Raw genomic sequence first — 21,026 nt, 5'->3', positions numbered from 1 at the left:
CCGCTCTTGGGCTCCTGGTATCGGCAGTCGCGGTGACAATCACCCGCCCCTCCAGTCGCACAAGCGGCAGGAAGGACATGTCCGGCACCGGACTGAGCCCCAGGACACCATGTCATGTGACTCAAGGCACTTTCTACACCGGGGGCTACTTTTCCCAGCTCGAAAGCCATGACCTGACCGAACGGTCGGTTAGATGAAGGGTACTGACGGTGCCTCGCGGCCCGTGACCAGCCACGGTTCGGTGCCAGGCGGACGACATGTCGGCGGATCGACGAGTCGACACGGCGCCGAGTCGCTTGCGCTCGGGGAGGAGTCCGGCCGGGCGGGTCGGAGCGCTCCGGTCGGACCCTCCCGCCGGAGGTCGCGCGAGGAAGGGGCGTGCGCACAGGTGAAGGCAGCGGGGCTAGTGGCCGCTCCTCCGCTCCGCCGAGGCGATGTTCTCCTTGACCCCGGGGAAGCTGTCGGGCGCCACCGACACCGAGTCGATCCCCGCTTCGACCAGGAGGCCCGCGTACTCCGGATCGTCCCCGGGCCTTTGGCCGCACACTCCCACGGTCCTGCCGGCCGCGTGGGCGTCGGCGATCAGACGCTCGATGCTCCGCACCACCGCCGGGTCCCGTTCGTCGAACACGTCCGCGAGCAGGTCGGAGTCCCGGTCCACCCCCAGGGTCAACTGGGTGAGGTCGTTGCTGCCCACGGAGAACCCGTCGAAGCGGTCCGCGAACTCGGTGGCCAGCACGACGTTGGCGGGGATCTCGGCCATCACGTGGACCCGCAGGCCGTCGTCACCGCGGCGCAGACCGGCATCCGCCATGGTCGACAGCACGAGGTCGGCCTCGGTCAGCGTCCGGCAGAACGGGATCATCACCTCGACGTTGCCGAGGCCCATGAGGGTGCGCACCCGCGCGATGGCCCGGCACTCCAAGGCGAAGGCCTCTCCGTAACCCGGGCCGTGGTAACGGCTGGCTCCACGCCAGCCGATCATGGGGTTCTCCTCATGGGGCTCGAACGGACGCCCGCCGAGCAGACGGGCGTACTCGTTGGACTTGAAGTCACTGGTGCGCACGAGGACGGGATCGGGCCAGCGCGAGGCGGCGATCAGGGCGATCGACTGAGCCAGGCGGTCGACGAAGAAGGCGGGGCCGTCCGGGTATCCCGAGAACGCCGACGCGACACGCGTGCGGTCCGCCGCGTCCAGCCTTTCGGGGTGCAGCAGCGCCATGGGATGGACCCGGATCAGCGTGCTCACCACGAACTCGATACGCACCAGCCCGGCCCCGTCCGCGGGGAGGCGCCACCAGCGCAGAGCGGCGTCGGGGTCGGCCAGGTTGAGGCGCACGGCCGTGCGCGTGGCCGGGATCGCGTCCATGTCGACCTCCCGGCTCTCGTACTCCAACAACCCCGGATAGACGCGACCGGTGGCACCTTCGGCGCAGGAGACGGTGAGTTCCCGCCCTGACCGGACGAGCCGGGTGGCCTCCCCGGTTCCCACCACAGCGGGCAGCCCGAGCTCTCGGCTGACGATGGCCGCGTGCGAGGTGCGGCCCCCGTGGTCGGTCACGATGGCCGCGGCCCGCCTCATCACCGGCTCCCAGTCGGGAGCGGTCACGGCCGTGACGAGCACCGATCCGGGCCGGAACAGGCCGATGTCCTCGGGACCGCGCAGCACGCACGCGGGACCGGCGGCGACGGCCTCGCCCACGGCCTGTCCGGTGACCAGCGGTCGGCCCGCCCCGGTCAGCCGGTAGCGGCGTACCGCGGCGGCCGACCGCTGGGAATGCACCGTCTCCGGCCGCGCCTGGACCACGAGGAGACGACCGTCCAGGCCGTCCTTGGCCCACTCGATATCCATATGGGTGCCGTAGTGGTCCTCTATGGCCACAGCCCAACGGGCCAGGGTGAGCACCTCGTCCGTGCCGAGCGCCCACGCGCGCCTCTCCTCGGGACGCGTGGGGACCGCCCGTACGCCCTGGCCGCTATCCGCGTAGACCGTTCTCTGTTCCTTGCCTCCGAGGGATCGCGAGATGAGGGGGACCGTGCCGGGAGTGCCCAGCGCGGGCTTGAAGACGGTGTACTGGTCGGGGTCGACCGCTCCGCTCACGACCCCCTCGCCGAGCCCGTAGGCGGCGCTGATCGCAACGTTGTGGGGGAAACCGGTCTCGGTGTCCACGGTGAAGGCGACACCCGCGCACGCGAGATCCGCCCGGACCATGGGCTGCACGCCGACTGACAGGGCGATGGACAGGTGGTCGAAGCCCCGGTCCCGGCGGTAGCCGATGGCCCGGTCGTTGAACAGGGACGCGTAGCAGCGCTTGCACGCCTCGAGCAGCGCACGGTCACCCACCACGTTGAGGAAGCTGTCCTGCTGCCCGGCGAAGCTGGCTCCCGGGAGGTCCTCGGCGGTCGCGCTGCTGCGTACCGCGGTCGAGGGGCGCTCGTCCCCGCCCGGACCCGCGAGCCCCGCGTAGGAGTCCAGGATCGCGGCCCGTAGATCCCCCGGGAAGTCCCCGTCGAGGATGAGCCTCCGCACGGCGGCCCCCACCTCGGCGACGGGCGCGCCTCGGTCCAGGCGTCCGAGGTGCCCGGCTATCCGGTCCGTGATCCGATTGGCCCCGAGGAAACGCCGGTACGCGGCGGCGGTGGTGGCGAAGCCTCCCGGCACGGCGATCCCCTCGCCGGAGAGGCACCGGATCATCTCACCGAGTGATGCGTTCTTTCCGCCGACCCGGGCCAGATCGGACAGGCCGACCTCATCGAGGCGGACGACGTAGTCCCCAGCGGTCATGGGTTCCTCCCCCCGCTTCTCCTCCGGACCGGGTCGGCCGTCACGCCGCCGGCCCCAGCGCCGCAAGGTCGTCGTGCTCGTAGGACAGACGGCAGTCGACGCGGACCACGCCCTCGACGACGCGTACGGCGTGCACCAGACTCGGGATGTCGGAGCGGTGGGGGACCTGACCGGTCAGGACGACCGTCCCCCGGTGAACAGCGGTCTCCACGCGGGTCAGCCCCAGCCGTCCGCGCACGACCTCACCGTCCACGATCCGGCGGAGTTCGTCGTCGTCGACCTCGTACACGCGTTGCAGGTCGGAACGGCTCACGATGCCCACGAGACGTCCGTCACCGTCCACCACGGGCACCCGCTTGATCCCTCGGTCGCGCATGAGGGCCGCCGTCCCACGCGGCGGCGCGTCGCCCGTGACGGTGACGGCCGGGGACGTCATCAGGTCCCGGGCGGTGGCACGGGCGCCGCCGTCGGCCCGCTCCCTGAGGGGTTCCGACACGTGGCCGCGCCCGCCCCCGGTACCGGCGATCTCGGCCAACAGGTCGGCCGCGGAGACGACGCCGACCACTCGGTTGCCGACGTCCACCACCGGTAGCGCGCTGACGTGGTTGCGGTGCATGAAGGCGGCGAGGTCCTTGTACCTGGTGTCCTCCCGGGCGGCGAACACGTGCTCGGTCATCAGGTCGCCCACGGTCGGGTTCATGGGGTCCTCCACTGGCCGGTCCCACCGGATTGCCTCTTCCCCCGGGTACTGCCCCGGGTCCGTGTGCGGCGTGCGGCACGGACGGCCCCCGGTAGCGGGACGTTCGGACACGGGGACCCGTTCCTTTCGTCCCCCCACCCCCGGGGACCACGGGAGGGGTGGACGGTTCGGGATCTCGGGCGGCGGGCACCGCGCCGCGCGGGCCCCGCAGGGGCGGCCCCGAACCCGGTCCGTCCCGCGGGCACGGCGGCCCGGAGGCGCCCCGCGGGCCGGGCGGACCACCTGCACGACCGCCCGTCAGCGGCCCGTTCGCCGCCCGTCGGCGCGGACGGACGGCTCGGCGGCGCGCGCTCCGGTCATCCGCTTGTGCGCCAGGTCCACCAGTACCAGCGCCGGAACGGCGCACGCGGCCACGGCCCAACCGAGCGGTGGCGGCGGTGTTCCGCCCAGCAGCGCCGGGAAGGGGGGAACGGTCAGGAAGACCGCCAGTATCAGGATTTCGGACGCGATGGCCCAGCCCAGCATCCGGTTCGTCCGCAGCGGGAGGGAGCCGACCGGAACCGTCTCGCTGCGACAGGCCAGGGAGACGGTCATCTGCCCCAGCACCACGGCGGCGAAGGCCGCGCCCGAGGCCGCGGTGAGCAGTTCCGTCCCGGGGTCCTGCCCCCAGCGCCATCCGCCGCTCCACAGGACGGCGGTGCACGCGCCCAGGGCCGCGGCGGCCTCGACCGGACCCAGCACCCCGAATACCCGGGCCACCAGGCGGCGATCGATCAGCGCGCCTCTCGGCGGGCCCGTGGCCATGGTGCGGGCGTTGGGCGGTTCGGCTCCCAGCGCCAGCGCGGGCAGCAGGTCCGTCCCGATGTCGAGGGCGAGGATCTGCAGGACGCCCAGGACGAGGGGGAAGTCCCCTCCGCTCGCGGCCCAGGCCAGGAAGGGGGTGAGTTCGGCGACGTTGCTGACCAGGTGGTAGGTGAGGAACCGGCGGACGTTGGCGAAGGTGGACCTGCCCAGCTCGATCGCGGTCACGATCGTCGCGAAGTGGTCGTCCAGCAGAACCAGGTCCGAGGCCTCACGGGCGACGTCGGTGCCGGAGGCGCCCATCGCCACGCCTATGTCGGCGCGGCGCAGCGCTGGCCCGTCGTTGACGCCGTCTCCGGTCATCGCCACCACGTGCCCGCGCCGCTGCAGGGCTGCGGTGATACGGAGTTTGTCCTCTGGGGTCACCCGGGCCAACACTGCCCCGTCGTGGTCCAGCAGCCGCCCCAGGTCCTCCTCACGCTCGGGCAGCGACCGCCCGCTGACGACGTACGGGGCCCCCGCGACCAGCCCGACCTCCCGTGCGATGGCCAGTGCCGTGTCCGGGTGGTCCCCGGTCACCATGGCCACCCGCACCCCCGCCGTCCGGCACCGGGCTATCGCGTCGCGCACCCCCTCGCGCGGCGGGTCCTCCAAACCCACCAGTCCGAGCAGCACCAGTCCGCTCTCCGCCTCCCGTGCGTCCCGCGGCATGCGGTCGGCCCGCCGCCGGGCGACGGCCAGAACGCGCAACCCGCCGCCGGTCATGGACGCCAGCGCGGCCCCGGCTCCCCGGACGGGACCGCACAGGGGCAGCAGCGAGTCGGGCGCGCCCTTGACGTAGACCTGGTCGCCGACCACCGCCGAGGACAGGCGGCGCCTGGGGTCGAACGGGAAGTACCGGTCCACCCCCCTGGCGGTGTCCGCACCCGTACGGGCGGCCAAGGCGTGCAGGGCCGCCTCCATCGGGTCGCCGACCGGCCGGTGGCGGCCCTCGGCCAGGGTGACCCCGTTCGGCGAGCTCAGGGCGGCGGCCTGTGCCAGCAGCCGCGCCGCTCTCAGCTGTTCCTCCCCGCCGGTCACCCGGGCCCGCGGCTCGTACCCCTCGCCGTGTACGTCCACCGCGCCGGAGGGGGTCCAGACCCGTACCGCCTCCATCTCGTTGCGGGTGAGCGTCCCCGTCTTGTCGGTGCAGATGAACGTCGCCGAACCCAGCGTCTCCACCGATTCCAGGTGTCTGACCAGGGCTCGGGAACGGGACATGCGATGCGCGGCACGCGCCAGGGACAGCGTGACAGTGGGCAGCAGGCCTTCCGGCACCAGAGCCACCGCTACGCCCACGCTCAGCAGGAACGCCTGGGAGGGGGCCGCTCCCAGCAGGAGGAAGACCGCGCAGAAGAACAGGGCGACGCCGACCGCGATGACCGAGATGACGGCGACCACCCGCCGCAGGCGCAGTGCCAGGGGGCTGGGCGGTCTGCGCGCCTCGCGCGAGAGGGCGGCGATCCCGCCCAACCGGGTGCGTCCGGCCGTGGCGGTCACCACCCCCTCCGCCTCGCCCTCCAGCGCGTACGTCCCGGCGTGGACCTCGCCCGGTTCCCGGGGGCGGACCGGCGTGCTCTCGCCCGTCAGCGGAGACTCGTCGACGGCCAGACCGTGAGTCCACACCAGGCGTATGTCGGCCGGGATCCGGGAGCCCGCCTGGAGAACGACGAGGTCGCCCGTGACCAGCCCGGTGACGTCGACCGGACAGCGGCCCCCGTCACGGACCACGAGGGCGGTGGCGGGCATCATCTCCCGAAGGCGCTGCCCCGCTCGGTCGGCACGGTACTCCTGAACGAACGCGAAACCACCGTTCACCAGGATGACGACCACGATCGCGGCACCCAACTGAGGCATGCCCCCGACCACGGCCAGCAACGCGGCCGCCCACAGCAGCAGGGCGAAGAAGTGCGTCAGCTCGTGTGACAGCAGCAGGATCGGCGGCGGACGGCGGGCCGAGGGGAGTACGTTGGCTCCCTCGCGGCGCAGACGCGCCGCGGCCTCCTGGGACGTCAGGCCGCTCGCCACCCGCTCGGACGGGAACGGCGCGTTCTCCTGTGGCCTGTCCACGAGCGCTCACCAGCACCGGAACGCCATGCGCGCACCGCGGCTCATGTCGGACACCTCCCCCCGGCGGGCCGCTGCCCCTCGACCGCGCCGTCACCACCCGATCCTGCCGACAGGCGATCGTGCTGACCAGGGTCCTAGGGTGCGGCGCGCAGGGCCGTACGCACCGTTCAGGGGGTTGCCAAGGGCCGGTCGCCCGCCGCCCCCGGAGCGGAGGAGCCCGGCACCTCGGGGCCGGAGTGCGCGGACGGGCACGGAGGCAGGGGGCGCGCCGGGCCTTCCGAGGCCTCTCGGTACACCCCTCCCCGGCGGGGCGCGGGCTGGAGACGAGTCGACATGGCGACAGACCGGGGTCGGGGACGGGGTCCGCCCGCACGGCCCCCCGCACGGTCGCACCGGATCGAGAAGTGCGGCCCGCCCCACCGCGTACCGGGCCGGTGGCGGAGGGGGGAGGGTCCAGCGGGCCCCCGCAACGGGTCGGGCGCTTCCCCCTCACGCGGTCCGCCGCCATCGCGGACCGAACGGGACGAAGGTCGCGGCACGCGGGGTACGACGGCCCTGACTACCCGGAGTGTTTCCTGGCAGGCTCGAAGGCACGGGTACACGGCGGTGTCCCGCCCAGGGCAGCCGCGGGTTCGGGGCGTTCGCTGAGCGCCCGCCCACCGACGCAGAGCGCGTCCCGTGGACGCGCCTTCGAGGAGAGGACCGCGTCCATGGGTACCACCAACGAAGAGGACGTCCGGGCACGCGGCGGCACGGAGGGGATCGTCGTGGGTGTGGACGGCTCGCCGGGGAGCCGCGCGGCACTGGACTGGGCGGCCCGAGCGGCGGCCGACCGCGGTCTGGAGCTGCTGGTGCTGCACGCGCTGGGCATGCCCGTGGTCAGCGCGCCGCTGGGTTTCACGGGGCGGGTGCCGCCCACACCGGAGCTCGCGGACCGGGCCGAGCGCCTGCTCCGGGAAGCCGTCGACCACGTCGCGCGGATCCGTCCCGGGTTGGGACTGCGCACCGAGGTCTCCAGACTGGATCCGACCCGCGCCCTGCTCGCGGCCTCGCGGTCGGCTGAGATGGCCGTCGTGGGCTCACGCGGCCTGGGAGGCGCCGCCTCGGTGTTCCTGGGCTCGGTGAGCATCCGCGTCAGCGCGCACGCGGCATGCTCCGTCGCCGTGGTGCCGGGCCCCGACGAGGCGGTCGGCGGAGGGGAGCCCCTCGTCCGGGGGGAGCGCGGACGCGTCGTGGTCGGCCTGGACGGTTCGGCGGGCGGACAGGCCGCGCTGCGCTTCGCCCTGGACGAGGCGGCCCGCACCGGTGCCGAACTCGTGGCTGTACACGCCTGGGAGATACCGACCCCCGTCGACGTCACGGCGCTGGACCCCGCCTCCCACACCGAGGTCCGCGAGTACCTGGTCTCGCGCGCCGACGAACACGTCCGCGCCCTGGTCGACGAGGCCCGTACCGGGCGGACCGGAGACGTTCGGGTGAGGGTCGACGTCGTTCAGGACCAGGCCGCCCACGCGCTGCTGGTCAAGGGCGGGAAAGCCGACCTCATCGTCGTCGGTTCGCGGGGACGCGGTGGTTTCGCCGGCCTCCTGCTGGGGTCGGTCAGCCAGACGGTGCTGCACCACGCCCGCGTGCCGGTGGTCGTGGCGCGTTCCCGCTCGGGGATGGGCGAGGACTGATCCCGGGACCGCTTTCCGGAGAACCCGCGGGGAGGCCGCGTCACCGGGCAGGACGACACCGGCGGTCCGGTGCGACGGTCGCGCACCGCCGTTTGCGCCCTCGGAGCGGCGTCGTGCCGCACCGCCGTTCGGGTGATTGAGGAGGAGCGCCGTGGTCGGGAAGGGCGTGGACACCGCCGGGGAAGCGGGCGGGCCGGTCGTGGTCGGTGTCGGCCACACCTCCGGGGACCGGACGGTGGTGGGCTGGGCCGCCTCGGAGGCCGCCGACCGGGGGGCGGAGCTGGTCGTCGTGCACGCGGAGGGCGCGGAGCACGCCGGAGAGCCGTTCGTCCGCCTCCGGACGTCGCTCTTCGGCCACGGGGGCGGCGGGGCGGAGAACGCTCCGGCGGAGGAAGCCGCCCAGGCGGCCCGGGACCACCCCGGACTCCCGGTCCGCACCGAGTCCGTGCGAGCCGATCCGTCCGCCGCGCTGGTAGCCGCGTCGCGTCGGGCCTCCCTGGTCGTCGTGGGCTCGCGGGGGCCGGACGCCCTGAGGTTCCCGCCGGAGGCGGTGGGACCCCGTGTGTGCGCCTATGCCGCGTGCCCCGTGGCGGTGGTGCCGCCGCAGGCGTCCTTGGAGCGGTGCGGCCGCGTGGTGGCGGGTGTGGACGGTTCCCCCGACTCCGACGCCGCCCTGCGGTTCTCGCTGGGGGAGGCAGCCCGGCGCGGCGCGCGCCTGACCGTCCTGCACATCCTCCCCTCGGCGGAGGCGGTGGGCCAGCTGACGCTGGACCTGGTCGGACCGGAGGCCGTGATGCTGCACGCCGAGAGACGGATGCACCGCATGGTGGACGAGGCCCGCGACGAGCGGACCGGGGGAGTCGCGGTCCGGATCCTGGTCCTCGTACGCCACGACCACCCGTCCCGCGCCCTCGTCGAGGCAGCGGGCGCCGCCGACGTGGTCGTCGTCGGCTCCCGCGGCACGGGGGGCTTCCGGGGGCTGTTGCTGGGCTCGGTCAGCCAGAAAGTGCTGCACCGCAGCCCCGTCCCGGTGGTCGTCGCTCGCGTGCACTCCGGTGGGAGCGCTCCGCCGACCCGGTCACCGCAGGGGTAGGACGCAGGACGAGCCGGGGGTGACCAGGGCGCAGCGTTCCTTGACGCGGACCCGGACGGGTGGCCCGTCCAGGGGGGGCAGGGTGACCCGTACGTGGTCGCGGCGCACGTCCACGCCCACCTCCCAGTGGTCGTGGTAGCGCAGATCGTAGGAGAGACGGTCCAGTTCGGCGGGCAGCAGCGGGCTCAGGTGCAGGGCTCCACCGCGTGTGGTCAGGCCGGTGTAGCACCGGGTGAGGATGTCGACGGTGCCCGCCATGGCTCCCAGGTGGATGCCCTCGGCCGTGGTCCCGCCCTGGACGTCGTCGACGTCGGTGCTCAGCGCCCTGCGGAAGAAGTCCCAGGACTCCTCCCGGTTGGTACGGGACAGCACCCAGGAGTGCACCACGGAGCTGAGCGTCGATCCGTGCGAGGTGCGTGCGAGGTAGTAGTCGACCGTGCGGGGGATGAGCCCCGGGTCGTAGGTGTAGCCGAGGCGGCGCAGCATGTAGGAGATCTCCTCGGCGGGGAGCAGGAAGAACAGCATCAGCACGTCGGCCTGCTTGGAAGCCTTGTACCGGTTGCAGCTGTCGCCCTCGGCCTCCAGGAAGCGGTCCAGGCGCCGGACGCCGCGGCAGGCCCGCCAGTCGAGTTCCTCCAGGTCCTCGTAACCGGCGAACTGGCTGATGACCCCCTCGTGGAAGGGGACGCGCATCTTGCGGGTGAGGGTCTCGAACCGCTCGACCTCGTCCGCGTCCAGCCCGAGGGACTCCTCCAGGTCCCTGCGGCTCGGGCCCGGCAGCGCCCGCAGGGTGTCCAGCGCCCGCAGCATGACCCACACCGCCATGAGGTTGGTGTAGGCGTTGTCGTCCAGACCGGGGTCCTCGCGGCCGGGGTAGCCGTCGTGGTACTCGTCGGGGCCCATCACACCGCGGATCACGTAGCGGTCCAAAGCCTTGTCGTAGACGGCCATGTCCGCGAAGGCGCGGGCGACCTCCAACAGCAGCTCAGCGCCGAACCCGGTCAGGAAGGCGGTGTCGCCGGTGGCCTGGTGGTGCTGCCAGACGTTGTAGGCGACGGCGAGCCCGACGTGGCGCTGCAGGTGCGAGTGGTCGGGGATCCACCTCCCCGAGACGGGGTTGAGGTGTGTCCGCTGGGACTCCTCACGGCCGTCGCTCCCGCTCTGCCAGGGGAAGAGCGCGCCCCTCAGCCCCTCGGCGCGGGCGATGGCCCGCGCCTGGGGAAGTCTGCGCCACCGGTAGCGCAGCAGGGCGCGCGCGGTCTCGGGGAAGCGGAGGTTGAGGAAGGGGAGGACGAACAGCTCGTCCCAGAAGACGTGTCCCCGGTAGGCCTCACCGTGCAGGCCCCTCGCCGGCACACCCGTGTCGAGGTCGGCCGTGTGGGGCGACAGCGTCTGCAGGAGGTGGAAGAGGTGCAGGTTGAGCACACGCTGCTCCTCCTCGTCCCCGGCCTCCAGCGCGCAGGACCGCCACAGGTGGTGCCAGGCGGTGGTGTGTCGGCTCAGCAGTTCGTCGAATCCGCCCGCCCGTTCCAGGGTGTCGCGGGCCGCGTCCAGGATGTCGCCGACGGCGCGGTCGCGCGAGGTGTACAGGGCCACCGTCTTCTCCACGGTGGTCTGTTCACCGCTCCTCAGGTCCAGGGTCAGGTCGGTGGCCGCCCAGCCGTCGCCCGCGGGGCTTTCGCTGGCCACGGGCCGGGGCCCCTGGGAGACCAGGGTCCGGGAGGCGAGCGCGACCTCGACGCCCGAGGACAGGGTCCGGCAGCGCAGCCAGTCGAGGCCGGGTCCGTCGGAGCCGGTGCCCAGCGGGTGGAGGTGACCTCCGTTCAGGTCGCGGTAGCGCGCCACGCCGCGGTTGGCCACCCTCCCGTCCAGGGCGGACCTGACGACCGCGGTCCCGCTCCAGCCCTCGGGCACCAAGGTGGTCTCCAGAGCGGCCAGATGCGGGGCGTCCATCGACACCAGGCGCCGCTGGGCCACCCGTGTCCTCCTGCCGTCGTCCACCACGTGGAAGGTCCGCGTCAGCACTCCTCGGCGCATGTCCAGCTCGGTGCGCTGCGGGAGTGCCGGGTCCGGTCGTTCGAACCAGTCGCCGTCACCGACGCGGAAGGTCAGGGGGAGCCAGTTGGGGGCGTTGACCAGGTCCTCGTTCTCCACCCGGTGGCCGTCGACCTCGGAGACGGCGCGGTCGTAGCAGCCGGCGACGTAGGTGCCCGGGTAGTGGACTCCGTCGTCACGTGCCTCGGGCGGCGCGCCGCGCGTGGCGAAGTAACCGTTTCCCAATGTGCACAGGGTCTCGCGTACGCCCTGGCCATCGGGGTCCCGCCCCTCGTAGACCAGCGTCCAGCGGCTCATCGGGACGCTCCTCCGAGGGTGAGGTCGTCGAAGCGGTGGGTCAGGTGGCAGCGGACGTGGACCACGCCCTCGGCCTCGCGCACCGCGTGCGCCAGACGGGGGACGTCGGACCTGCGCGCGACCTCGCCGCTCAGGGTGACCACGCCGTTACTGACGTCGGTCTCCACGTCGGTCAGCCCGAACCGGCCGCGGACGAGGTCCTCCCGCACCCGCCGTTCGAGGTCCGCGTCGTCCACCGCGTACACGTGCAGCAGGTCCGACCGGCCGACCAGGCCCACGAGGCGCCCGTCCCCGTCCACCACGGGCAGCCGCCTGAACCCGTGCCGTCTCATCAGCCCCGCCGCCTCACTGGGCGCGGTGTCGGCGGTGACGGTGACCGCCGGAGAGGTCATCAGCCCGCGAGCCGTCGTGCCCGTGCTCTTGATCCGGGCGAGCCGCTCGCGGAAGGGCTCGCCGGTGTACCCCTCCTCCGGGTCGGGGTCGGCGAGCTTGAGCAGCAGGTCGGCGGTCGACACGACGCCCAGGACGCGGTGCCCGCCGTCCACCACGGGCACCGCGCTGACATGGTGGTCCCGCATGAAGGCGGCCAGTTCCTTGTACCCGGCGTCGTCCCGGGCGGCCAGGACGCTCGTGGTCATCAGGTCGCCGACGGTCTTGGTCATGGGGGCCTCCGATCTCGGGAACCCGTCCGGCCCATCGTGCTCACCCCGAACCTGCCCGGAGCCGCTGCGCCGCGCACCGGAGCGAACGGCCCCCGGTGCGGGGACGTTGGACCCGTACCGGCGGCGACCTTCGCCTCACGGGCCGCGCGCACCTAGGATGGGAGCGGGGCCGAGCGCGGTGGCGAATCGCGAGGTGGTGGCTGTGAGCGAGAACGTCCGGGCCCGGAGCGGGCCGACGGACGGGCGGGCCGTGGAAGCCGAGCTCTCCCGGCTGCCCGGGGAACTGCGGTCGCTGGTCGGCGAGGCGCTGGCCGACCGCGAACGCCTCCGTGCGCTTCTGGACGCCGTGGTCGTGGTCGGTGGCGGCCTGGACCTGCACGAGACCCTGCGCCGGATCGTCGAGGCCGCCATGGACCTGGCGGGCGCCCGGTACGGGGCCATGGGCGTGGTCGGGCACGACGGCCGCCTGGAGCAGTTCATCCCGGTCGGCGTCGACGCGACGCGGATCGCCCGGATAGAGCGCTGGCCCGAGGGAAGGGGCGTCCTCGGGTTGTTGACCCGGTCCCGGGGGCCGCTGCGCGTGGACGACATCTCCGCCCACCCCGCCTCTCACGGCTTCCCCGAGGGGCATCCGCCCATGCGCTCCTTCCTGGGAGTGCCGGTCCAGGTGCGCGGCAGGGTGTTCGGCAACCTCTACCTAGCCGAGAAGCGCGGAGGGGACCGTTTCGACGAGGCCGACGAGTCCGTGGTGGCGGCGCTGGCCTCAGCGGCGGGAGCGGCGATCGAGAACGCCCGCCTCTACGAGCGCACACAGCACCGCGAGATGTGGTTGGACGCCTCCGACGAGGTCAAGACCCATCTGCTCAGCGGAGAGGACGCGGACAGCGTCCTCCTCATGATCACCCATCGGGCCCGGCGGATGTCGGGGGCCGACACAGCCGTCATCGTCGGCCCCGACCCCTCCGGGCGGCAGCTCGTGGTGCGGACGGCGAGCGGCGAGGGCGCCGAGCGCCTCGGGGAGCGCAGTGTGGCGGTGGAGGGGTCCCTGGTCGGCAGGGCCTACGTCTCCGGCGAACCGGTGTCCACGGACCTGTCCCGTACCGGTCGGCACGGCGCTCCGCTGCTGCACGGTATGGGTGTCGGCCCCGTCCTGCTGGTCCCGCTGGGAAGGGGGGACGCCGCGCGCGGCGTCCTGTGCCTGGGCAGGGGGGAGGGGGGCGAGCCCTTCCCCTCCTCGACGGCGCGGACGCTGCAGGCCTTCGCGGAACACGCGGCGATCGCCCTGGAACTCGCGGCGGCGCGCGCGGACGCCGAGCGGGTCAGCGTGCTGGAGGACCGGGACCGCATCGCGCGCGACCTGCACGACACCGTCATCCAGCGGCTGTTCGCGGTCGCGCTGTCCCTGACGTCGGTACGGGGCCGCGTCGACGACCCCGAGGCCGCCGAACGCGTCCGGCGGGCGGTGGACGACCTCGACGACACCGTCCGCCGGATCCGGACGACGATCTTCGCCCTGACCACGGTGAGCGAGGACCGTGAGAAGCCCTGGCCGCGTGACCGGTTCGTGGACGCGGTCGACGTCGCCGCACCGTCCCTGGGCTTCGCGGTCGGCCTCCGGATGGACGGGCCCCTCGACAGCCGTGTTCCCGAAAGGATCGCGGACGAGGCGGTGGCCGTGCTCCAGGAGGCGCTGTCCAACGCGGCCCGGCACGCGGGGGCCGGGCGTGTGGACGCCAGGGTGGCGGTGAACGGAGACCTGACGGTCGAGGTCTGCGACGACGGCGCGGGCCTGCGTCCCGGTGGTCGCCGCAGCGGTCTGCGCAATCTGGCCGAGCGCGCGGCGCGGCTCGGAGGAACCTTCGAGGCCGGTCCCGGCCCGGAGGGCGGGACCGTCGTGCGGTGGAGCGTTCCCCTCCCCGACGACCTCGGGTGAGGGAGCCGCCCCTTCTCTCAGTCCTGGGAGCGGTGTACCACCATCACGGGACGGTCGGACCGGTACAGGACACCGCGGGCGACCCCGCCCAGGGCCAGTTGCGCGAAGCCGCGCTCGCCTCGGGCTCCCACCACGAACAGGCGCGCGTGCCGTGTGTGCGCCAGCAGGGCCCTGACCGGGTGCTCACGCGAGACCTCCCGGACCACCTCCGTGTCCGGGTGGCGGGGCAGCACCGGTTCCAGGGCCCTCTCCAGCTCCTGTAGGTGCCACTGCCGCAGCTCCTCCTCCGCGTCGGACCGGTACGGGACCATGTCTCCCGGCGCCGACCAGGCCCAGACCGCGCGCACGGGGCCGCCGTCCGCCGAGGCGGACTCCAGCGCGGCGGACACCGCGCTCAGGGAGCCCGGGGAACCGTCCACGCCCACCACCACCTCGCGCGCGTCCTCCGGAACCGGCTCGGGTCCCACCACGACCACCGGCACCCGGGCGTGCGCGGCCACCTGGTCGGACACCGAGCCCAGCCGGGTTCCGAGCAGTGCGCTGACCCCGTGCGCGCCGACCACCAGCATCGACGCCGACTCCGCGTGCCGCAGCAGGCCCTGGACCGGCGACGTCGCCGGACTCGTCCACGGCACCACCTCGACTCCGGGAGCGCTCGCCCGGGCGTGCTCGACCGCGGCCCTCACGGCCCTGTGCGCCTCGCGTTCGAGCAGGTCCGACGGCCTCATCACCAGTTTCAGGACCACGTCCGCGTCATAGACGGCGAGGACGGTGACCGTACCGTCCCGCCGTCGTGCCTCCTGGACGGCCCACTCGGCCGCCACCAGCGCGTTCTTCGACCCGTCCGTTCCGACGAGGATGTTCTCACGCACGGCGCACCTTCCCTCGAACCGCTCGGCCCTCTCCTCGAAACAACTCGTTTTCCGTCTTCGAGTGTCACGCCCGGGGCTCGGCGCACACCACGGTCCAACGTCCGGGCGTCGGGGGCACAATGCCTCCGGCCCCGGGACAGTGGACCCCTGGCCCGGCCACCGCCGCCGTGCTGGACTCGCCGTATGGAACCGATGATGGACGCCTGGGCGGTGACCCGCCCCGGACCGATCGCGAGCGGGCCCCTGAGCCGTGTGCGCCGACGCGTCCCCGAACCCCGGGGGCACGAGCTGCTGATCGAGGTGCTGGCCTGCGCCGTGTGCCGCACCGACCTGCACCTGGCCGAGGGAGACCTCGCGCCGCGCCGTCCGGACACGGTCCCCGGGCACGAGGTGGTCGGCCGGGTGGACGCCCTCGGACCGCACGCGGGCTCGTACGCGCCGGGGGACCGTGTCGGCGTGGCCTGGCTCGCCTCCACGTGCGGCGAGTGCGGCTACTGCCTGCGCGGTGACGAGAACCTGTGTCCGGACTCCACCTACACGGGCTGGGACCGCGACGGCGGGTTCGCCCGCTACCTGACCGCCGACGAGCGTTTCGTGCACCCCCTTCCCGAGGCGGTGCCGGACACGACCGCCGCGCCACTGCTGTGCGCGGGGGTCATCGGCTACCGCGCCCTCGGCCGCGCCGAACTGCCGGAGGGCGGGGTGCTCGGCGTATACGGGTTCGGCGCCTCCGCCCACCTGACCGCCCAGGTCGCCCTCGCCCGGGGGGCGACGGTGCACGTGATGACGCGGTCTCGGCGGGCTCGCGAACTGGCCCTGGAGCTGGGCTGCCACTCGGCGGCGGGCGCCTACGACACGCCTCCGGAACCGCTGGACTCCGCGATCCTGTTCGCTCCCGTGGGAGAACTGGTGCCCACCGCGCTCAGGGCCCTCGACCGGGGAGGGACCCTCGCGGTGGCCGGTGTCCACCTGTCAGTGATCCCTCCCCTGGACTACCGGAGGCACCTGTTCCAGGAGCGCTCGCTGCGCAGCGTGACCGCCAACACCCGCGCGGACGCACGCGAGTTCCTGGACTTCGCGTCCGGGCACGAGCTGGCGGTGACGGTGACGCCGTACCCGTTCGAGTCCGCGGACCTCGCCTTGGCGGACCTGGCCGCCGACCGGGTGGACGGGGCTGCGGTGCTGCGGCTCTGAGGACGGGCTCGGGCAGCCGTCGCCGGACCGGTGGACGCGGTGGAGGCGGGCCCGCGACCGCGCGTTCGCCGACCGGCGCGGGAAGGAGACGACCACATGGACACGGGGGAGAACAGGGGCCTGGCGCTCGACCGCGTACGAGCGGCGGTCCTGGACACCGACGGAGTCATCACCGACACGGCCTCGGTGCACGCCGCGGCGTGGAAGCGCGTCTTCGACGCCTTCCTCCTCGAACGCTCCCGTGCCGAGGGCACGCGTTTCCGCCCCTTCGACATGCGCGAGGACTACCTGCGCCACGTCGACGGCCGACCGCGCGCGGAGGGGGTGCGGTCCTTCCTCGCATCACGTGGTGTCCACCTGCCCGAGGGCTCGTCGCCGGGCGGAGCCGACGGGGTGACGCCGGACTGGCTGGCCGACCGCAAGGACGGGTACTTCCTGGACTTCGTGGCCCGGTACGGGGTCAGGGCCTTTCCCGGGACGGTGGACTTCGTGCGCGCGCTGCGCTCGGCTGGGGTGCCGGTGGCGGCGGCCTCGGCCAGCCGCAACTGTGCCAGGGTGCTGCGGTCGGCCGGGGTGGAAGGCCTCTTCGACGCCCGTGTGGACGGCGTCGACGTGGCACGGCTCGGGTTGGCGGCCAAACCCGACCCGGCGCTGTTCCTGGAGGCCGCCCGCCGGGTGGGGGTCGAACCGGGCTCGGCCGCCGTGGCCGAGGACGCTCTGGTCGGTGTGGAGGCGGCCGGGCGCGGGGGGTTCGGTCTGGTGGTGGGGGTGGACCGCACCGGCGTCCGCCGCAGGATGCTGGCCCTGGGGGCGCACGTCGTGGTGTCCGACCTGTCCGAGCTCCTCCCCCCGAGGGCAGATCCGACCGCACCGGACGCGTGACCATCGCCCCCTCCGGGCGAGACCTCCAGCCCTGCCGACCCCCTGCCTTCGCGGAGCACAGTGACGGTATGGGCACCGGGCGAGAAGACAGTTCGCGATACGTGACCGGCGAGACCGTGCTGCTGGTCCTGTGCTTGTCGGGGCTCGTCGTCGGAGGGGCGCTGTGGCTGTCGGGGCTCACGGCCGCCTCGGACGCGGCCTGGTTGGCGGCCACGGCCGTCGCCGCCGTCGCCTCGGCCGTGTGGGTCGTCCGGGCGCTGTTGCGCCGAAGCCTGGGAAGCGACGTCGTCGCCCTGCTGGCTCTGGTCGGCTCCGCGCTGGTCGGTGAACTCCTCGCGGGCGCGATCGTCGCCGTCATGCTGACCGGGGGAAGGGTCCTGGAGGACAGGGCCGCGCGCCGTGCGCGGCGCGATCTGAGCGAGCTGGTATCCCGGGCTCCCCGTGTCGCGCACCGGGTCGACGGCGACCGGGTGACCGCGGTACCCGCGGAAGAGGTGCGCCCCGGGGACGTGCTGCTGGTCCTCGCGGGAGAGGCGCTGCCGGTCGACGGACGCGTGACGGAGGTCACGGCCGTGGTGGACGAGTCGGTGGTGACCGGCGAGCCGCTGCCCGTCGAACGGTCCGAGGACCAGGACGTACGGGGCGGAACCGTCAACGCGGGCGGGCCCTTCCGCATGCGCGCCACGACCGACGCCGAGGGCAGTTCGTTCTCCGCGATCGTGCGCCTCGCACGCGAGGCCGAGTCGCGTACCGCGCCGTTCGTGCGCATGGCCGACCGCTACGCGGCCGTCTTCCTGCCGTTCACACTGCTGCTGACGGGCGCGGCGTGGTGGCTGTCGGGGGACGCCGTGCGCGCCGTCGCGGTGCTGGTCGTGGCCACGCCGTGCCCCCTCATCCTCGCGGCGCCCGTCGCCTTCACCTCGGGCATGTCGCGCAGCGCCCGGCGGGGTGTCATCGTGCGCGGGGGCGCGGCCCTGGAGAGGCTGGCTCACGCCAGGGTGCTGCTCTTCGACAAGACCGGCACCGTCACTGAGGGCCGCCCCGTGCTGGGCCGGGTCGTCACCGGGGAGGACGCCTCGGCCGACGAGGTCCTGCGCCTGGCCGCCTCGCTCGACCAGGCCTCCCCGCACGTGTTGGCGTCGGCCATCGTGCGTGCGGCCAGGGACCGCGGTGTACGCCTGGAGCAGCCGGGTGAGGTGGTCGAGGAGCTGGGGCGGGGGATCGGCGGCACGGTCGGCGGCAGGCCGGTCCGCGTGGGCAAGGCCGTATGGGCCGGGGGAGGGGGAGCCGAGCCGGGTTGGGCCGCCCGGGCCCGCGCCGAGGCCGCACGGGACGGATCGGTCACCGTGTTCGTGGGCGTCGACGGCGCCCTGTGCGGGGTCCTGCTGCTGCGCGACCGGCTGCGCGCGGACGCTCCGCGTACCCTGCGCCTGCTGCGGCTGGCGGGGATCGAGCGCGCGGTGATGGTCACCGGCGACCGGCGGGACGTCGCCGAGCGCATCGCCGCGCACGTGGGGGCGGACGCGGTGTACGCCGAGCAGTCCCCGGCCGACAAGGTCGCCGTGGCACGCGACGAGAGCGCTCGGGCCCCCACGGTGATGGTCGGCGACGGAGTCAACGACGCGCCCGCGCTGGCGGCGGCGGGCGTGGGCGTGGCCCTGGGCGCGCGCGGATCGACGGCCTCGTCGGAGGCCGCGGACGTGGTGGTCACGGTGGACCGCCTGACCAGGGTCGCCGAGAGCCTGGCCGTCGCACGGCGCACCCTGGCGATCGCCCGGCAGAGCGCGGCCGTCGGCATGCTGCTGTCCGCGGCCGCGATGGCCGTCGCGGCGGCCGGGCTGCTTCCCCCCGCGGCGGGGGCGCTGACCCAGGAGGCGATCGACGTCGCGGTGATCCTCAACGCCCTGCGCGCGCTGTCGGGCGGGCGCGGGAGGCGGGTGCCGGAGCTGCGCGGCGACGACGCCGACCTGGTGCGCGCCCTGCAGGAGGAGCACGTCCGGTTGTGGCCGGGGATCGAGTCGCTGCCGCACGCGGCGGAGGCCCTCACCCGCCGGGAAGGGGACCAGTCCGCCGTGACCGCCGGTCTGAGGGACTTCATCGACGCCCTGGCCGCCCACGAGGAGCGGGACGAGCACCTGCTCTACCCCAGGGTCGCGCGGGCTCTGGGCGGACCCGACACCACCGCCGCGATGAGCCGCGGGCACACGGAGATCGCCGAGCTGTGCCTGCGCCTGCGCGCGTGCCTGGACGAGGTGGACGGCGTCGGCGGCGCGGACGCGCGCCGCCGCGCCGCCCGGCTGGCCGTCGAGCTCTACGCGGTCCTGCGCCTGCACTTCGCCCAGGAGGAGGAGAGCTTCCACGTGCTCGCCGACCCCGAAGGGCACGGTGGGCGGGGGGACCAACGGCCCGGCGGCCCCGAGCCTTCGCCTCCTGCCGGAGGGCCCCGGGCCGGTGTTGGGTGGTGGTGTAAGGCCGCGGCCCGGCCGAAGCGCGGTGGCCGCGGTAACACGAACCGGAGGAGGTAGGACATGAACGCGATCTCCCGCCGTGAGGGGCTGGGGCGCTTCCCCGACCTGGCCGAGCTGTTCGACGCCCCGTTCTTCTCGACGCGCTCGCCCTCCAACCTGAGGGTCGAGACCTCGGTGCGCGACGACCGTTACCTGGTCCGGGCCGAAGTGCCCGGTGTGGACCCCGAGGACGGCCTCAGCGTGACCGTCGAGCACGGCACGCTGACCATCCGGGCCGAGCGCGGGGAGAGCACGTCGACGCCCCAGCACTCGGAGTTCCGCTACGGCTCCTTCAGCCGCACGCTCGCTCTGCCCGCCGACGCCGACGAGGACGACGTCGCCGCCTCTTACGACCAGGGCATCCTGGAGGTGAGTGTCGGCCTGTCGCAGAAGCCCGAGGGCAGCCGCAAGGTGCCGATCTCGCGCAAGGCCGAGGAGTAGCCGCCGGGGACGGCTCCGGCCCACACGGCGGGACCGGTGCTCCGGCACCGGTCCCGCGCGCGTGCTCGGCCCCGGCGGCGTCCGGGGAGGGCCCGCCGGGTCAGCCCCGCCCGTCTCCGGTAACCGCTTCCCGGGACCCGTCCCGTTCCGGCCCGCCCGTGTCCAGGCGGAAGGGCGGGTAGCGGTCGGTCATGAGCGCGGCGTAGGCCACGACGCGCAGGACCCACCGGTTCAGCCCGACCACGAGGTCGAACAGGCCCCGCGGATAGGCCCCGGTGAAGAGCAGCGCGACGGCCGCGAACAGCACCAGGAGGCCGATCAAGCCGGGTGACTGGTACATCGCCTCCCAGGTCTCGGAGGGCCCCGTCTCGGGGCCCTCCGCCACGACGGTCACGCCGCCGCGGACGAAGAGGGCCACCACCAGGTACTGGGGCAGGGCCAGCAGCCACCACTTGACCAGCACCAGCCCCCGGGACATCCGCCCCGGCTCCCTGATCGTCAGCCGGGCCGGGTAGTCCACGTCCCCGGACAGGGTGAAGGGCGGATAGCGGTCGGTCCCCAGCACCCAGTAGGCGTAGAACCCCACCCTCCAGCTCCACCGCAGGACTCCGGTGTTGAACCGGAACATCCCCGCCGGGTAGCGGCCGGTGAACAGGATCGCGAAGAAGGCCGCCACGGTCAGCGCGAGGAAGGCGATCCACAGGAAGACGAGCACCACGTAGTGGGGGATCGCCAGCAGCCACTTGACCAGCCAGAGCCAGCGGCCCGCCGTCCGGTCCGGATCGGCCTCGACCACCACCGGATAGCGCGTGCCTTGAGCCATGTCGGGACACCTCCCCCGGAGAGGCCCCCGCCTCCCACCAGCTCAGCATGTCGTTGCTGCTGACGTCCAGGCGGTTGCCCACAGCCAGGAACGAGGACACCCCCACTCCCAGGCGGGTGAGGCGGCCACGCCGGACGCCTGGGGGTGGACGGCGTACGTGGGACCGGTGAAGCCGTGGCACACGATGCTGCGAAGG

14 protein-coding genes are annotated in these 21,026 nt (G+C 73.7%); 7 read left to right on the top strand and 7 right to left on the bottom strand.

What is annotated here, in order from left to right:
* Positions 1-403 precede the first annotated feature (403 nt).
* The 3 genes from ppsA to ABD54_RS10485 form a co-directional block, all read right to left on the bottom strand.
* Positions 404-2,785 carry a phosphoenolpyruvate synthase gene (gene ppsA, locus ABD54_RS10495; RefSeq protein ID WP_047869262.1) on the bottom strand — a complete coding sequence of 794 codons (2,382 nt, stop codon included), beginning with the start codon at positions 2,783-2,785 and terminating at the stop codon, positions 404-406.
* 40 nt (positions 2,786-2,825) lie between these two features.
* A complete protein-coding gene (locus ABD54_RS10490; RefSeq protein ID WP_047869274.1) occupies positions 2,826-3,485 on the bottom strand; it encodes a CBS domain-containing protein in 660 nt (219 codons plus the stop codon).
* Positions 3,486-3,782: 297 nt separating this feature from the next.
* Positions 3,783-6,395, bottom strand: a complete 2,613-nt coding sequence (locus tag ABD54_RS10485; RefSeq protein ID WP_047869261.1) for a cation-transporting P-type ATPase — start codon at positions 6,393-6,395, stop codon at positions 3,783-3,785.
* Between the two features lie 710 nt (positions 6,396-7,105).
* Here ABD54_RS10485 and ABD54_RS10480 point away from each other — a divergent pair.
* Entirely contained in the window at positions 7,106-8,071 is a 966-nt protein-coding gene (locus tag ABD54_RS10480; protein WP_047869260.1) for a universal stress protein, read from the top strand.
* Between the two features lie 151 nt (positions 8,072-8,222).
* Positions 8,223-9,164, top strand: coding sequence for a universal stress protein (locus ABD54_RS10475; RefSeq protein ID WP_047869259.1), 942 nt, complete (start codon positions 8,223-8,225; stop codon positions 9,162-9,164).
* Here the strand turns inward: ABD54_RS10475 and ABD54_RS10470 are convergent.
* Together ABD54_RS10470 and ABD54_RS10465 are read right to left on the bottom strand one after the other, a co-directional pair.
* Positions 9,150-11,516 carry a glycoside hydrolase family 65 protein gene (locus ABD54_RS10470; protein ID WP_047869258.1) on the bottom strand — a complete coding sequence of 789 codons (2,367 nt, stop codon included), beginning with the start codon at positions 11,514-11,516 and terminating at the stop codon, positions 9,150-9,152. The two genes, ABD54_RS10475 and ABD54_RS10470, sit on opposite strands and share 15 nt — an antisense overlap.
* Positions 11,513-12,178 carry a CBS domain-containing protein gene (locus ABD54_RS10465; protein WP_047869257.1) on the bottom strand — a complete coding sequence of 222 codons (666 nt, stop codon included), beginning with the start codon at positions 12,176-12,178 and terminating at the stop codon, positions 11,513-11,515. Before ABD54_RS10465 ends, ABD54_RS10470 begins: the two co-directional genes overlap by 4 nt.
* Positions 12,179-12,380: 202 nt before the next feature.
* Here ABD54_RS10465 and ABD54_RS10460 point away from each other — a divergent pair, with 202 nt between their 5' ends.
* Positions 12,381-14,111, top strand: a complete 1,731-nt coding sequence (locus ABD54_RS10460) for a GAF domain-containing protein (protein WP_327136705.1) — start codon at positions 12,381-12,383, stop codon at positions 14,109-14,111.
* Positions 14,112-14,128: 17 nt separating this feature from the next.
* Here ABD54_RS10460 and ABD54_RS10455 read toward each other — a convergent pair whose 3' ends face one another.
* The gene (locus ABD54_RS10455; RefSeq protein ID WP_047869256.1) at positions 14,129-14,983 is read right to left on the bottom strand and encodes a universal stress protein; all 855 of its coding nucleotides are present in this window, start codon (positions 14,981-14,983) and stop codon (positions 14,129-14,131) included.
* A gap of 183 nt (positions 14,984-15,166) precedes the next feature.
* On the opposite strand from ABD54_RS10455, the gene ABD54_RS10450 reads away from it, so the two are divergent.
* The 4 genes from ABD54_RS10450 (at position 15,167) to ABD54_RS10435 (ending at position 20,007) form a co-directional block, all read left to right on the top strand.
* A complete protein-coding gene (locus ABD54_RS10450; RefSeq protein ID WP_047869255.1) occupies positions 15,167-16,177 on the top strand; it encodes a zinc-dependent alcohol dehydrogenase family protein in 1,011 nt (336 codons plus the stop codon).
* Positions 16,178-16,273: 96 nt separating this feature from the next.
* Positions 16,274-17,059 (top strand): HAD family phosphatase, encoded by a 786-nt coding sequence (locus ABD54_RS10445; RefSeq protein ID WP_047869254.1) that lies wholly within the window; start codon positions 16,274-16,276, stop codon positions 17,057-17,059.
* Between the two features lie 101 nt (positions 17,060-17,160).
* Positions 17,161-19,584 (top strand): heavy metal translocating P-type ATPase, encoded by a 2,424-nt coding sequence (locus ABD54_RS10440; RefSeq protein ID WP_235432027.1) that lies wholly within the window; start codon positions 17,161-17,163, stop codon positions 19,582-19,584.
* 3 nt (positions 19,585-19,587) lie between these two features.
* The gene (locus ABD54_RS10435) at positions 19,588-20,007 is read left to right on the top strand and encodes an Hsp20/alpha crystallin family protein (RefSeq protein ID WP_047869253.1); all 420 of its coding nucleotides are present in this window, start codon (positions 19,588-19,590) and stop codon (positions 20,005-20,007) included.
* A 100-nt stretch (positions 20,008-20,107) separates the two neighbouring features.
* On the opposite strand, the gene ABD54_RS10430 is transcribed toward ABD54_RS10435, so the two are convergent.
* Positions 20,108-20,830 carry a DUF4389 domain-containing protein gene (locus ABD54_RS10430; protein WP_047869252.1) on the bottom strand — a complete coding sequence of 241 codons (723 nt, stop codon included), beginning with the start codon at positions 20,828-20,830 and terminating at the stop codon, positions 20,108-20,110.
* Between the last annotated feature and the right edge of the window lie 196 nt (positions 20,831-21,026).

Origin of the sequence: Nocardiopsis sp. RV163 (assembly GCF_001029525.1) — a bacterium.
GTDB lineage: Bacteria > Actinomycetota > Actinomycetes > Streptosporangiales > Streptosporangiaceae > Nocardiopsis > Nocardiopsis dassonvillei.
This window is presented reverse-complemented; position numbering and strand designations above follow the sequence as displayed.